This is a genomic window from Janibacter sp. CX7, assembly GCF_024362365.1.
In the GTDB taxonomy this organism is placed as follows: Bacteria; Actinomycetota; Actinomycetes; order Actinomycetales; family Dermatophilaceae; genus Janibacter.
Window position 1 is genome coordinate 948,966 of record NZ_CP101464.1, and the last position, 14,147, is coordinate 963,112.

Consider the following 14,147-nt stretch of genomic DNA (forward strand, 5'->3'; position numbering starts at 1 on the left):
CGTCAGGCTCGGGTCTCGTGACCGTCCGCCCTCGCGACGAGCACGATCTCGCCGGGACGACGGATGATGCGGCCCTGCCTTTCGAACTCGTCGAGCCACCCCGACATGGGCCACTCGTGCCAACGTCGCCAGTAGATCGATGCATTGCGCACGATGTCGACGAGGTGCTCGACCGGCGGCCGTGACACCGGGTGATGCTGGTGGTAGGCATGGGCGCCTCCGACCCAGACCAGCTCGACACCTCGCTCGCGGGCGACCCGACCGAGGTCGGTGTCCTCGGCCCCGTAGCCGACGTACTCCTCGGCAAAGCCTCCCAACAGGTCCCAGGTGGACGCTTTCACCGCGAAGCTCAATGACCAGAAGAGCTCGTGCGAGCCGTCGCGCTGGATCGTGCCGGGCGATGGTGCCGGCCGGGCGGGGTGGGGGTCGGTCAGGTCGTCGAGCCGGCGGGCGTCGTCCGGGACCCGGACGCCTTCGTCGAGGTAGGTCACCGGTCCGCAGAGCAGCGCTTGAGGAACTCTCTCGGCAGCGCTCTCGTACGAGCTCACCAGACGTGGTCCGGGCACACAGTCCACGTCGAGCAGGACCACCAGGTCCGCGCCGGAGCGCAGCGCTGCCCGCACCCCGATGTTGCGTGCCCGCGCGAGGGGGAGACCGCGAGGATCGCGCTCGACGTGGATGACGGTCACGCTCGGCTGACCAGCGACGACGTCGTCGATGGCGTGGTCGTCCATGGCCACGATGATGTGCGGCATCCCGGGGGAGACGTCGCGCAGGATCCTGCGCTGCTCGCGCAGGTGCGCGTGCCGACCGTGGACGACGGTCACGATCACGATGTGCTCAGCCACCGGCCACCGCCTCGACCAGTGCGGCCGCCCGCTCGACGGCACCTGCGCACTCCCACCGCACCCACCCCTGGCCGCCTCGCGCCAAGGCCGTGTCGAGCGCGCAGGCCCAGTCGATCGTGTCGAGGTCCTCGGGCCGGACCGCGGTCGCGAGACCTGCGGCGTCGAGGGTCGCGGCCATGTGGTCCTGCTCGTCGTGGGGCCGGCGCTGTGGCACGACCAATGCCGCCACACCGGCGGCGGCGACGTCAGCCACCGCGTTCTGCCCGCCGTGTGTGACCACGACGTCCGCGCGAGCGATCAGGCTGCGCACGTCGGGGACCCAGACGTCTCCGCCCGCGACCTGCCAGTCGAGGTGTGGGGCCGAGCGGACGATGGTCATCGGCAGGTCTCCCCGGTCGAATCCCTCGGAGCCCGAGAGGATGAGACCCCTGGCGCGACGCACGCCGTCCCAGGCGTTCGTCCGGTGCCGGTCTGCCGAGGCGATGGCTGCGCGCGGGCTGCGGGCGAGTCCTCCCACGGCCACGACGCGGGCGGCGGACGTCCCGGTCGACCACAGCTGCGTGTGGGCCCACTCCGGCCATGGGGCGAGAACGGCGGTGGCTGCGGCCAGAGCGCTGTGGTGCGGCGCGTCGTGCCGCAGTCCCGGCTGTGCCACGACGATGACCGGGACACCGAGGAGCCGGACGAGCACGGTCACCTCGCACGAGACGTCCACGACGACGACGTCGGGCTGGTGCACCTGGATCCACCGTGCGATGGTCGTCATGCGCTCGCTGAATCCCCGGTGACCCAACGGTGCCCAGTGCATGAGGCCGCGCATCGTCACGTCGGCGTCGCTGGCCGATGTGCCTTCGGCGAGAGGAGCGTCGTGGGCCAGTAGCACGGACTCCAGTCCGGCGGCTCGCGTGGCGGCCTGGTCCAGCTCTGAGCCGAGGAGGGTCACATCGACCCCGTCCGTGGCCAGCCGACGGCCCACGATCATCGCTCGGGTGCGGTGCCCGGAGCCGTGGTGGTGCACGTACCAGCCGACCTTCACGCTCGGCCTCGTCCCGAGCCGACGAGCTCGCGGTACAGGCTCGCGTACTCGTGCACCATCCGCTCCCAGCCCAGGTCCCTCAGGGCGGCGAGGCGAACGCCCTCGCGGGGGAGCGAAGCCGCTGCGTCCACGCCGTCACTCAGTCCCCGGACGATGCTGTCGGCGTCCCCCCGGGCACTCACGAGAACGCCGATCTCTGGGGTGACGAACTCTGCGAGACCACCCCGATCGAGAGCGATGACCGGGGTTCCCCACGTGGCAGACTCCGCCGCGACGAGGCCGAAGGGTTCTTCCCACCGCGGGGTGACCAAGGTCGCCGCGCTGGCGCGCACGAGCGCGGCCAAATCGGAGTGCGGCAGATGTCCGGCGTACCTCACACGATCGTCGAGCTGGGGCGCGATGACGTCGTCGAACCACGCCCGCTCGCTCACCGGGCCGACGATGGTCAGACGCCTCCCGGCTCGTCGCGCGGCGGAGATGGCGAGGTCGCATCCCTTGGTGTGCGTCAGGCGGCCGACCCACACCAGGTCGTCGCCCCCTGCGCCCGAGCCGCCGCCGTCGTCGTCGACCCCGTTGTGGATGACCCTCGGGCGGGTGGGCAGCGTGCTCCAGTCTGCCGCGTTGGTGCGGCTGACGCAGACGTACTCGACGCGCGGGCTCGCCAGGGCGACCCCGAGCTCCATCCAGGGGAAGGGGGGAGTGTGCAGTGTCGTCACCAGTGGTGCGGCCACCGCTGGGCTGAAAGCCAGCGGGAGGAAGTTCAGGCTCTGGTTGTGGACCACGTCGACGGGCCTGGCGAGGAGGTCGACGACAGCCGCGGTGAAGGCCGCGTGGTCGCGCAGGAAATCGGGCTCGGGCAACTGGGGGTCGAGCGCGGCCACGGCACTGAGGTCGGGCAGACCGCGATAAGGGACGAGCTCGTCGGCGACACCGGGGTCGCTGCCCGCGGGCGCGTACATCCGGACGTGGTGCCCGAGCTCGCGCAGTCCGCGCGCCAGCAGCGCAGTGTGCGACTCCTGGCCACCGGCATAGGGCTCGGCGACGGGGTGACGCGAGGTGGCGAGCATGGCGATGCGCACTAGCCCACCTCGTCCTCGAGGTCGGTGAGGTACTCCGCAAAACCACCGTGGCACCGACCGGTCCGACGGGCCGAGGAGGACACTCGCACCGTGTCCGTCGCCACCCATGACGGCGTGTGAGCGCGGATGCGCCGCACGAGGTCGACGTCCTCGTCGCTCGCCATCGCGCGGAACCCTCCGATGGCGAGGTAGGTGCTCGCACGCAGGCCCAGGTTGGCGCCGTGCACGTGAGGGTGCCCTTCGACCAGGTGGTGCCGGGCGCGCCATTCCATCAGCACGCGGGAGTCGGTCAGACCGCGCGGCTCGACGGTGCCGATGACCGCGTCATGAGTCCGGGAGAGGTCGATGTGTCCGACCAGCCAGTGCGGGGGGACGACGGTGTCGGCATCGGTCGAGGCGAGCCAGAGGTCATCGACACCGACCTGAAGGGCCGTGGCGGTTCTCAGGGCAGCGGTGGCCCCACTGCGTCGGGCGGCGCCGACATTTCCGTGGTCGACGCTGAGGCTGCGGACACCCGCTCGGCGGACGACCGACGCGGAGCCGTCGACGGAGCGGTCGAGCACGACCGTGACGTCGATCATCACCTCGGGATGGACGATGCTCGCCCGGCGCCGAGCGGCGTCGATGCTGGCCAGTGCCTCGGGGAGCAGCACCTCCTCGTTGCGTGCGGGAACGACGACGTGCAGGGCGCGGATCATCGGGACGCCTCGTAGACGTCGATGAGGACGTCCTCCTCGACGAGGGTGACCACCGACCAGCGGTCACACACGGCGCGGACCTGAGCGTGCACGCGGGGGCCGTCCAAGGGGATCTCGCGGGTCGCGTGCCGCCAACTCACCAGGACGAGCTCACCGCCGGGAGCGAGCCGCTCGATGAGACCGCCGAGGGTGAGCCACAGCTCGAAGGGCGTGAGGAAGTAGCCGACCTCGGACATCACCACGAGGTCGAAGGGTCCGCTCAGCTCGGTGATGATGGAAGGGGCCTCGCCCCTGATCCAGGTCAGGCCGCTCGGTGCGTCGCGAGCAGCGATGTCGAGTGCGCGCTGACTGACGTCGATCGCCACGACGTCACCGGACCGCGACGCGAGGTCGCGCGTGAGCGTACCCGTGGAGCAACCGAGGTCGAGCACCCGTTCGTACCGCTCGCGTCGCAGGACGGCAGTGGTCAGGGCACGTTTGCGCCGCTCGTACCAGGTGTCGCTCGACCAGGGGTCCTCGCCGCAGTCGAACATCGCGTCGAACGTGGCGGGTCGCTGCGAACTTGGCGCATCGGGGCGCAGGTTGCCGCGGTCGGACAGGACCAGGGTGGTGAAGCCACGCACGGTCGGCGCCAGCACTGCGTCCGTCAGCAAGGCCTCGTCACCCGCGGCCGTCGAGAGCGGCTGGACCTGGCTGTGATGCCGCCGGACCGCCCGCGTGCGACGGGACTGGGCGTCCAGGGTCGCGTCGACGGCGACGAGGTCCGACCACGGCAGCAGGTCGGGTTCGCTCCAGTGCCAGAACCACACCAGGTAGTGGGCCAGGCTGACCCCCGCCTCTCCGGCAGACGTCCGGGAGAGGACCGCGGTGCGGGTTGCGCGACCAGCAGCGTCATGATCGGGGTGTCCGTCCGACGTCCACGGGGCCAGGACGAGGGTGCCCGTGGAGCAGAAGGAGGCGACGGCAGCCGAGATCTCCTCCTGGCGCTCAGCGAGGCCGCCGTCGGGGAGCCCGACGTGCACGACGTGTGCGGCCGGCGCGAGTTCAGCGGCGGCTCGCTCGCCCTCGGCGCGCCGACGAGCACCCAGGTCCTCACGGCTCACCGTGGAGGAGCGAGGGTGCGACGCCTCCCCACTGGTCAGGATCAGCAGCGTCACGTCCACGCCGAGCGCGGCGGCATCGGCGATGAAGGCCCCGGCGCCCAAGCACTCGTCGTCCGGGTGGGCTGCCACGACGAGCAGGTGGTGGTGGTGGCCGATGACGGCACGCGTCGTGGGTGTCGTCACCGATGACCATCGAGGGTCGCCCACCCACCGCAACTCGCCGTCGGGGTGGTCCAGGCGTGGTGTCCGGGTGGTCATCGTGCGGCTTCGACGAGCATCGCTCCGGTGCGCGCCAGGTCGCGGTCGCCATGGTGCTGCCGGACGTAGACGGTGAGGTCCGCGGCCCGACGGGCGTGCTCCTCGTCGAAGGTCAGCGGAGCCGGCCCCAGCGCCCGAGCCACCTCGGTCAGGCAGACGTGGGCGGCGGACGCCGCCGCGTCGCGGGCGCGGGCGGCCATGAAGGCGCCCGCCGCACCCGCGGCCGTCCCCGCGTCGATCGCGGCGGCTGCCGCCCGCAGCTCGAGCTCGGCGGCCCGCAGAGCCCGGTCGAGGCGACCGAGGTGCCAGGTCGCGATCTGGTCGGGCTCCCGGCGACATGCAGCGTCGAGCACGCGCTGCGCGAGGGCTGCCGCAGCTCCGAACCACACGGCCGCCACGGCGACCCCACCCCACGCGAATCCCGGTCGGGTCAGGTACCACCCGGCCGGGCCGACGGGGGTCGCGGGGACGTCGTGCAGGTCCAGGCCGGTGCTGCGCACGTCCACGAGCCCACGCGAGGCCCAGGACGCGTCGTCCCGTCGGATGCCGGGGTGCGACAGGTCGACGGCGAAGGCCTGCCGCCGCTCGTCGGACACGTGCGCGGTGATGATTGCGTGGCTGACGTGGGCCGCGAGCGAGCACCACGGTTTGCTCCCCGACAGACGCCAGCCCGCATCCGAGCGGGTGGCGTCCAGATGGGTGTCCGGGGAGTGGGCCGCGTAGACGCCCCAGGTGCTGCCCCGTGGTGCGCTGACGGTCACGTCGGCGCCAGGGTGTGCGTCGGCCGCCTGCTCCAGGATGCTCAGCGCATCGAGGTGCGGCTCGACGACCCGGGCGACGGTGAGATCGCCGGCGCCGAGGGAGCCTAGGGATCGCAGGTAGGACCACGTGCTCGTCCCCAGGTGGGAGGAGAGCGGGCTCAGGTCGATCGCCAGCGACAGTGCCGCCGGGATGTCTGCCGCCACATCGCGGGCTGCAAGGACGAGGTCCTGGTCCGCCCAAGCCAAGAAGCTGAAGGGCCGCGAGGCGGCGGTGCTGGTCGTCATGAACGTCGCAGCGACGACGCGCGATCGAGGAGACCAGCCGGACCACGCTGCTGCTCGCCGAGGGCGGCGTCCAGGACGAGCAGGCCGCCCGTCGCCATCGGGGTGGCCCACTGGAGCCAGCGCATACGGGCAGAGAGGTCGCGGACGCGCTGGGCCGACTCCGGGTCCCGGTCGCCGGCCTCTTGGGCGCGACCGAGCCGGGCGCCCTCGCGATACGCGGCGGCGCTCGCGACCAGCGCGATGCCGGTGAGAGCCGTCTTCACGACGACTGCAGCTGTGGTCGGTGGGTGGACCGCGACGCGCCGCTTGTTGTCGGCGACGATCGCCAGCCCGCTCAGGAGGTGCACGCCGATCGCGCCGGCCTGCACAGGTCCCCACGAGGTCCACCCTTCGTCGGCGATGCGGGAGCGCTCCTGAGCGCTGTCGCCCACTCGTGATGCGGGGTTGAGAGCGACGGCGCCCATGAGCGAGCCGCCGAACCAGGCGGCGTTGGTGACAAGGTGCGCGGCCCGGACAGTGGTGCTGTAGATCGTCATCTCTCGACAGTAGGGAGGGCGGGCTCGGGCTGCACCACCCCTAAGGGTGGCCTGGTGCAGTGGGCCGCTCCGCCTACATTTGTCCGATGGCCGATGTGCAGGACCTCGTCGACGAGGCATCCGCGATCCTCCTCGCCCCGGTGACCCTGGAGGACCGTCGTTTCCGGCTGCTTGCCTTCGCCGCGCACGCCGGTGACGTCGACAGCGTGCGGGCCGAGACGGTGCTCTCCCGCGGAGCGCGCCCGCGCACCCGTGAGTGGTTCGAGAGCTTCGGCATCGCGCGGGCGAGCGCGCCGGTCCACGTGCCCGGCGACCCGGAACGTGGCACGCAGGCGCGGCTGTGCCTGCCTGCACGGTGGAGAGGGGTCACCCAGGGCTACCTGTGGGCGGTCGAGCCCCCCGAGGGGCTGACGACCGACCGGGTCCGTGCCGCAACGGTGCTCGCCGACCAGGCGGGGGAGCACCTGGCCCGGCTCACCTCCCGTCGCCGCGAGACCGAGCGTCTCGTCCTCGACCTGCTCGACGCGGAAGCGGGCTCGCGCAGCGGCCCCGCCCGCGAGCTGGCCGACGAGCTGGCCGTGGACCCCGGCGCCCGGGCCGCGGTCGTCGTCCTGGGCGCAGCGCCCGGTGTCCGGCTGCGGGTCGACGAGGTGCACGGGCCTGGAGGTCTGCCGCGTCGTATCGGCGTCGCCGAGCGCTCGGGCGACCTCGTGCTCGTCGTCCCGGCGGCGACGGACCTGGAGGTCCATGACGCTGCCGAGTCGGCCCTGCGCACCCTCGGTCGGGTCGTGGAGGAGCACGTCGTCGCCGGGGTGGGCGATCTCGTGCCGCTGGTGGATGTGGCACGTTCCCTGCGCGAAGGGCGCGCCGCCCTGCGCGTCGTGCGTCCGTCCACCCCTGACCCGCCCGGCCAGTGCGCCGCCGCGCGAGTCCATGCGTGGTCGTCCCTCGGCATCGAGCGCCTGCTCGGCACGACGGCCGGCGACGACCTGCTCGAGGCGGTGCGCACCCCCGCGGTCGCGGAACTGCTCGCGGCCGCACCAGAGCTCGTCGAGACCGCCTGGGTCCATCTCGAGGAGGGTTGCTCAGTCGGCATCACCTCGGCTCGCCTCGGCCTGCACCGCCAGAGCGTCTACGCGCGGCTGCGGCGGATCGAGTCCGTGACCGGACTCGACCTCTCCCGTGGTCGCGACCGCCTCGAGCTGCACCTCGGCCTGCTCGTCCTGCGCCCCTGACCCTCCGTACTTCCTTAAGGAAATACGCACCCAAGCCGCATTGCCGGAGGGCAATGCGGCCTCAGGGGGTGGTGGCGCGGGTGACGAGGCGTTCGGCGACCTGGTAGACGCCGGTGAGCAGGGCGAGGGCCACCGTGATGTGCAGCAGCAGGGCCAGGGCGACCCCGAGGATCATCCCGGCGGCGCGGAACCGCCCCCACCCGACCAGCCCGATGACCACCGGGATGACGATCGCGCCGAGGGCGCCGGTGAGCAGCTCCACCCACCACGGCCGATCGCCCATCCACGGCACGCCGCCGACGAGCGGCACGGTGACGTCGAAGAGGTCGAGCGTCGCGAGCACGCCGAGTCCGGCGACGACGAGCACGGTCGCGATCGCCGTCACCCTCCACCGCAGCCGCTCGGCCGCGGACCACGGCGAGCGCGTGTCCTGGAAGAAGGTCCCGAGCGTCACCGCGGTCCACATCAGCCACCGCCGGATCAGCCCGGTCCCGGTGTCGGCCATGGCCGCCCGGAAGACGAGGTCGGCGCGCTCGCGGTCGATCCGCACCCCGGGAGCGGCGGTGAAGGCCCCGCGCACGAGCCCGTCGTGCAGCAGCGCCGCCGGCAGGTGCCGACCGGTGCGCGGCACGAGCCACAGGAAGATCGACGGCACGGAGGTCAGGTCGGTCGTGAAGGTCGTCGGGTCGACGGGCACGAGCAGCTGCCCCAGCTCACGGTCGCGGTAGCCCAGCCGTCGCCCCATGCGGAACTCCTCGACCGACATGTCGAGCGTGCGCTCGAGGACGATGAGCGGCGGCGACGTGGGGTCGGGCTGCCCGTCGGGCGGCCCACCGTCGTAGAAGCGTCTCGCCTGGGTCTCCAGCGGCCGGTCCATGACCCCAGCGTGGCAGCGCGCGGTGTCAGCGGGGGAGCAGTCGGTCGCAGACCTCGACGATCCGACGACGAAGGGAGGACGACGTCACCATGAGGTCCCGCTGGCGGGCGACGTACTCGGCCTTGCCCCCGGGCGTCTCGATGGCGACCGGGTCCAGTCCCAGACCCGACACGTCGTAGGGCGAGGCCTGCATGTCCAGCCGACGCACCCGCAGCGCATGCCGGAAGGCGTCGAGCGTCACCTCCGACGGCATCGCCGGCGCGAGCTTGAAGGCCCACTTGTAGGTGTCCATGCCCGCGTGCAGGCAGGCCGGCTGCTCGTGGTCGACCTGGTCCTCGCGCGTCGGGCGAAGGGTGTTGCGCCCCACCGCATCCGGGGTGAAGAAGCGATAGGCGTCGTAGTGGCTGCACCGGATGCGGTGACCCTCGACGACCGCGTCCGTCGCCTCCTGTCCCAGGCGAAGGGGGAGCTGCTCGTGCCGCTGCTCGCCCGGCTGGAGGCGGTAGACCATCGCCCACTCATGCAGCCCGAAGCAGTCGTGGGTGCCCGGCCGCGACAGCGTCGCCGTGAGCAGGTCACGCACGAAGGTGACGGTCCGCCCCCTTCGCCCGACGAAGTCGTCGACGTCGAGCCGGGCGCTGCCGTCCGCGCCCACCGTGTAACCGGACCGGCCGGCGAAGTCCTCGCCGGCGTCGAGCAGGGTCACGCCGGGGCCCGGGTGCTACCGGCGCAGGTGCGCCGGACGGTGTGCGTAGTACTCGAAGAGGAAGTCCTCGACGGCGTGCCGCTCGCCCCGTGCCCGGCGCTCGCGGTGGCCGGCCGTCAGCTCGTCGACCGCCTGCGCGTGGGCGCGCGCACGGGCGGTCCACTCCTCGCGGGTCAGGGTCGTCATCGGGGCAAGGCTAGGCGGTCACTAGGGTGGGCCCGTGCGCATCGCGAGATACACCGAAGGTGACGACCCCGTCTACGGGCTCGTCGACGCAGACGGCAAGAAGATCGCCGAGGTGACCGGCGACCCGCTCTACCAGCGGATCGAGCTGACCGGTCGCACGACGACCGTCGACGAGGTGCGGCTGCTCGCACCCGTCATCCCCCGCAGCAAGATCATCGGCATCGGGCGCAACTACGCCGACCACGCCGCCGAGATGGGCAACGAGGTCCCGGCCGAGCCGATGATGTTCCTCGTGCCCAACACCGCGGTCGTCGGCCCCGGCGACCCGGTCGTCATCCCGACGGAGCTGACGTCCAAGGTCAGCTTCGAGGGCGAGCTCGCAGTGATCATCGGTCGGATGTGCAAGGACATCGAGCCGGAGGAGGCCAAGAAGGTCATCTTCGGCTACACGATCGCCAACGACGTCACCGCGCGCGACCTGCAGAAGGGCGACGGCCAGTGGGCCCGCGCCAAGGGCATGGACACCTTCTGCCCGCTCGGCCCGTGGATCGAGACCGACCTCGACCCGCAGGACGTCTCGATCGTCACCCGCCTCGACGGCGAGGTGGCCCAAGACGGCCACAGCTCCGACATGGTCCACGGCGTCGCGGCTCTCATCAGCCACGCGTCGAAGTCCTTCACCCTCCTGCCCGGCGACGTCATCCTCACCGGCACCCCGGCGGGCGTCGGCCTCGTCGACCCCGGGCAGCGGGTCGAGATCGACATCGACGCTATCGGCACCCTGGCCAACCCCTTCGTCGCCTCCGAGTGACGCGAAGCTGACGTGGACGTCGCCCGGTCGGTCCCGCTCTTCGTCCTCGCCGCGCTGCTCGAGATCGGCGGCGCCTGGCTCGTGTGGCAGGGGCTGCGCGAGCACCGCGGCTGGCTGTGGGTCGGCGCCGGTGTCATCGCACTCGGCCTCTACGGCGCGGTGGCGACCCTCCAGCCGGATGCGAGCTTCGGGCGGATCCTCGCCGCCTACGGCGGGGTCTTCGTCGCCGGGTCCCTGCTCTGGGGCATGGTCGTCGACGGGTTCCGCCCCGACCGGTGGGACGTCGCCGGTGCCCTCGTCTGCCTCGCCGGCGTCGCCCTGATCATGTACGCGCCACGCCCCGCCTGACCTCCCTTCGCTCCACGACGAAGGGGAGTGCTCCCCATGTGCACCTCGTCACCTCGTCGCTAGCGTCGGGTCATCCACGGCAGGAGACCCTGATGACCCTGACCCACGGCGCCGATGCCGATCGACTGCGTGACATCGCAGCCCAGCTCGACGACCAGTCGACGCGGATGACCCGCGTGGGCACGGAGGCGAGTGCCCGACTCGTCGTGCTGTGGGGTGCGTGGGAGGGCCCCGACCTCGAGGACTTCGACCGGGAGTGGCGCCTCGCCCAGCGCCAGGTCGAGGAGTGCGCGGCGCGGCTGGCCACCGCCGCGCGGCAGCTCACCGCGCAGGCGGACGAGCAGGGTGAGACGAGCGCCCAGGTCGGCGGGGGAGCGGGTGGCCATGCCGGTGCGCCGACGTCTCCCGGGCCGTCCGCACCCGGGCCGCAGGCGCCGCCGTCCCCACCGGCACCGGGCGGCTCGAGCTTCGACGACGACGTGCGCGGCACCGAGGGGCAGCGGGTCGATCGTGACCTGTGGTCCCTGGCCCACCACGTCTACGGGAGCGACAACGCGCTCTACGACGACCCGCTCATGCACGACGGGCAGCCCGACCTGCCGCCGGGCTACACCATGCCGACCGAGGACGAGATCCGCGCCCTGGGGCTCGACCCGGCGCAGTTCAACGATGACTCCTCGGGCCTCCAGTCGAGTCTCTACCGCACGCCCGACGGCGGCTACGTCCTCGCCTTCCGTGGCAGCGACGCCGACGAGCTGTCCGACTGGGTGGACAACGGCCTGCAGGGTGCCGGGCTGCCGGCTCGCCAGTACACGCAGGCCATGGAGCTGGCCGCGCAGGTCAACGCGGTGACCGGGGGCGAGGTCACCTTCACCGGGCACTCGCTCGGCGGTGGGCTCGCCGCCGCGGCGGCGATGGCGACCGGCCAGCCGGCGGTCACCTTCGACGCGGCGGGAGTCCACGAGCACACCGCCGAGGCCGCCGCCGCGCTGCGCGCCGACGGGTCGACCGGCGCGTCCGTCATGGCCGAGACGAGCGAGGGGCAGATCCGGGCCTACAGCACCTCGACCGACATCCTCACGACCCAGCAGCAGAGCGGCCCGCTCGCCGGTCTCCTGCCCGACGCCCCCGGCACGCAGATCGTCCTGGAGACGCCCCAGAGCGAGCGGGGCGACGCCGCCGCGCGGACCGGCGCGATCATCGGCTCCGTGGTCGGCGCCGTCACCTCCGGCTTCGACCTCAACCCCTTCGACACCGCGCGCGACATCGCCGAGGGTGCGCAGACCGGTGCCGACATCGGCACGGGGGTGTGGGGCCACCACTGGAACCCGATGGAGGAGGCGCTCGCGGAGCGCTACCCCGACTGACGCCGGACCCCCCTTCGCCACGGCTGCGTGCAGACGGGGATGGGGCGCGGTGACGGCGATACGATCGGGCCATCATGAGCGACTCCTCTGCACCCTCCACCGCCCCCGCACCGACCGAGTCGTCGGCCCCTCGCCTGCGCGTCGCGCCGTCGCCGACCGGCGACCCGCACGTCGGCACCGCCTACATGGCCCTGTTCAACCTCGCCTTCGCGCGGCAGCAGGGCGGGCAGTTCGTCCTGCGCATCGAGGACACCGACCGGGCCCGCTTCAACGCGACGAGCGAGCAGCAGCTCTACGACACCCTCGGCTGGCTCGGCCTGCGCTGGGACGAGGGCCCCGACGTCGGCGGCCCCTACGCGCCCTACCGGCAGAGCGAGCGGCTGGAGACCTACCGGCCCTACGTCGACAAGCTCGTCGAGGACGGCCACGCCTACTACTGCTGGTGCTCCACCGAGCGCCTGACGGCGATGCGCGAGAAGCAGCAGAAGCTCAAGCTGCCCACCGGCTACGACCGCATGTGCCTGGGCAAGACGCGTGAGGAGCGCGCCGAGCTCGAGGGCTTCAACGAGACGCCGGTCGTGCGCATGCTCGTGCCCGACGACGCCCCGACGACCTTCGAGGACGTCATCCGCGGCACCGTCTCGGCGCCGCGCCCCGACGACCAGGTGATCCTCAAGGCCGACGGCTTCCCGACCTATCACATGGCCGTGGTCGTCGACGACCACGAGATGGGGATCACCCACGTCGTGCGCGGCGAGGAGTGGATCTCCTCGACGCCCAAGCACGTGCTGCTCTACCAGTGGCTCGGCCTCGAGCCGCCGAAGTTCGCGCACATGCCGCTGCTGCGCAACACCAACAAGTCGAAGATCTCCAAGCGCAAGAACCCCGAGGCGCGTCTCACGTGGTTCCAGGAGCAGGGTTACCTGCCCGAGGCCGTCGTCAACTTCCTCGGCCTGCTGGCCTACCCGCCGGCGAAGGGGGAGGACGGCCAGGACGTCGAGAAGTTCACCTTCGAGGAGTTCAGCCGCGACTTCGCCTGGAGCAAGGTCAACACGGTCGGCCCGATCTTCGACCTGAAGAAGCTCGAGTGGCTCAACGGCGCGTGGATCCGCGACCTCGAGCTCGGCGACTTCACCTCGCGCCTGCTGCCCTACCTGCAGGCCGACGGCGTCCTCGGCGACAACCCCTCGCTGGGCGAGCTCGCCCGGCTGAAGTCCGTCGCCGAGCTCATCCAGACGCGCATCGCGCTGCTCACCGAGGCGAGCGCTCTCGTGCGGCCCTTCTACACCGCCGACGCCGACCTGCAGATCGACGAGGACGCGCGAGCGGGCCTGAAGGACAACGCTGCCGAGGTCCTCGACGCGGCGATCACCGCGCTCGAGAAGCTGCAGGTGCCGGCCGGTGTCCTCTCGCAGGAGAGCCGCGACGGCAACGAGTGGCACGCCGAGCGGATCGAGTCGACGCTGCGCGAGGTGATCGTCGAGGGTCTGGGCATCAAGCCGCGCTTCGCCTTCGGGCCGCTGCGCACCGCCGTCTCGGGGGCGCGGATCAGCCCGCCGCTCTTCGAGTCGATGGAGATCCTGGGCCAGGCGTCGACGCTCGAGCGGCTGCGCTCGCTGCGCGCCTCGCTGGCCTGAGCCGCGATTTGGGGAGTCGCCGATCGACGGGTAGCATCGTCTCTCGGTTCACAGGCCGCGCGGACTTCGGTCCGAAGGGTCGGTGATACCCCCTTGGGGTATGGTGTAATTGGCAACACGGCTGATTCTGGTTCAGTTGTTCTAGGTTCGAGTCCTGGTACCCCAGCGCTGAGAGCGGTCCGCCGCTCGATTTCGGAAAGAGCCCCCTTCGGGGTTAAGGTTCTCTCCGTTGCCCAGCCGGTCCGCCGGCCCGGGAAGCACATATGGCCCCGTTGTGTAGTGGCCTAGCACGCCGCCCTCTCAAGGCGGTAGCGCGGGTTCGAATCCCGTCGGGGCTACATCGGTCGAAGGCCCCCGCTCGTCAGAGCGGGGGCCT

General features: G+C 71.9%; 13 protein-coding genes, 2 tRNA genes and 1 pseudogene. 7 read left to right on the forward strand and 9 right to left on the reverse strand.

Annotated features, from left to right (window positions below; all coding sequences use genetic code 11):
- Window positions 1-2 precede the first annotated feature (2 nt).
- From NMQ01_RS04660 to NMQ01_RS04690, 7 genes are all read right to left on the reverse strand, one after another.
- Entirely contained in the window at window positions 3-848 is an 846-nt protein-coding gene (locus tag NMQ01_RS04660) for a glycosyltransferase family 2 protein (protein WP_255185704.1), read from the reverse strand.
- Window positions 841-1,884: a glycosyltransferase gene (locus tag NMQ01_RS04665; RefSeq protein WP_255185705.1), complete on the reverse strand. Its 1,044-nt coding sequence runs from the start codon at window positions 1,882-1,884 to the stop codon at window positions 841-843. The genes NMQ01_RS04660 and NMQ01_RS04665 overlap by 8 nt, the downstream gene beginning before the upstream one ends.
- On the reverse strand, window positions 1,881-2,963 hold the full coding sequence (locus NMQ01_RS04670) for a glycosyltransferase (RefSeq protein WP_255185706.1): 1,083 nt from the start codon (window positions 2,961-2,963) through the stop codon (window positions 1,881-1,883). The genes NMQ01_RS04665 and NMQ01_RS04670 overlap by 4 nt, the downstream gene beginning before the upstream one ends.
- On the reverse strand, window positions 2,963-3,661 hold the full coding sequence (locus tag NMQ01_RS04675; RefSeq protein WP_255185707.1) for a glycosyltransferase family 2 protein: 699 nt from the start codon (window positions 3,659-3,661) through the stop codon (window positions 2,963-2,965). Before NMQ01_RS04675 ends, NMQ01_RS04670 begins: the two co-directional genes overlap by 1 nt.
- Window positions 3,658-4,947: a bifunctional PIG-L family deacetylase/class I SAM-dependent methyltransferase gene (locus NMQ01_RS04680; protein WP_255185708.1), complete on the reverse strand. Its 1,290-nt coding sequence runs from the start codon at window positions 4,945-4,947 to the stop codon at window positions 3,658-3,660. Before NMQ01_RS04680 ends, NMQ01_RS04675 begins: the two co-directional genes overlap by 4 nt.
- Window positions 4,948-5,018: 71 nt before the next feature.
- A complete protein-coding gene (locus NMQ01_RS04685; protein ID WP_255185709.1) occupies window positions 5,019-6,068 on the reverse strand; it encodes an acyl-CoA dehydrogenase in 1,050 nt (349 codons plus the stop codon).
- Window positions 6,065-6,604, reverse strand: coding sequence for a hypothetical protein (locus tag NMQ01_RS04690; protein ID WP_255185710.1), 540 nt, complete (start codon window positions 6,602-6,604; stop codon window positions 6,065-6,067). The genes NMQ01_RS04685 and NMQ01_RS04690 overlap by 4 nt, the downstream gene beginning before the upstream one ends.
- Window positions 6,605-6,690: 86 nt before the next feature.
- Here NMQ01_RS04690 and NMQ01_RS04695 point away from each other — a divergent pair, with 86 nt between their 5' ends.
- The gene (locus NMQ01_RS04695; protein ID WP_255185711.1) at window positions 6,691-7,839 is read left to right on the forward strand and encodes a CdaR family transcriptional regulator; all 1,149 of its coding nucleotides are present in this window, start codon (window positions 6,691-6,693) and stop codon (window positions 7,837-7,839) included.
- Window positions 7,840-7,900: 61 nt separating this feature from the next.
- Here NMQ01_RS04695 and NMQ01_RS04700 read toward each other — a convergent pair whose 3' ends face one another.
- On the reverse strand, window positions 7,901-8,716 hold the full coding sequence (locus NMQ01_RS04700; RefSeq protein ID WP_255185712.1) for a DUF1353 domain-containing protein: 816 nt from the start codon (window positions 8,714-8,716) through the stop codon (window positions 7,901-7,903).
- Between the two features lie 25 nt (window positions 8,717-8,741).
- Window positions 8,742-9,608: pseudogene (locus NMQ01_RS04705) on the reverse strand (3-methyladenine DNA glycosylase).
- Window positions 9,609-9,642: 34 nt separating this feature from the next.
- Between NMQ01_RS04705 and NMQ01_RS04710 the strand changes: the two are divergent.
- From NMQ01_RS04710 to NMQ01_RS04735, 6 genes are all read left to right on the forward strand, one after another.
- Window positions 9,643-10,419 (forward strand): fumarylacetoacetate hydrolase family protein, encoded by a 777-nt coding sequence (locus NMQ01_RS04710; protein ID WP_255185713.1) that lies wholly within the window; start codon window positions 9,643-9,645, stop codon window positions 10,417-10,419.
- 12 nt (window positions 10,420-10,431) lie between these two features.
- Window positions 10,432-10,767: a YnfA family protein gene (locus NMQ01_RS04715; RefSeq protein WP_255185714.1), complete on the forward strand. Its 336-nt coding sequence runs from the start codon at window positions 10,432-10,434 to the stop codon at window positions 10,765-10,767.
- 92 nt (window positions 10,768-10,859) lie between these two features.
- Complete coding sequence (locus tag NMQ01_RS04720; protein ID WP_255185715.1) at window positions 10,860-12,134, forward strand: Mbeg1-like protein; 1,275 nt, start codon at window positions 10,860-10,862, stop codon at window positions 12,132-12,134.
- Between the two features lie 74 nt (window positions 12,135-12,208).
- A complete protein-coding gene (gene gltX / locus NMQ01_RS04725; RefSeq protein ID WP_255185716.1) occupies window positions 12,209-13,771 on the forward strand; it encodes a glutamate--tRNA ligase in 1,563 nt (520 codons plus the stop codon).
- Between the two features lie 94 nt (window positions 13,772-13,865).
- Window positions 13,866-13,937 (forward strand) — tRNA-Gln (locus NMQ01_RS04730).
- Between the two features lie 99 nt (window positions 13,938-14,036).
- Window positions 14,037-14,109, forward strand: a tRNA-Glu gene (locus NMQ01_RS04735).
- Window positions 14,110-14,147 lie beyond the last annotated feature (38 nt).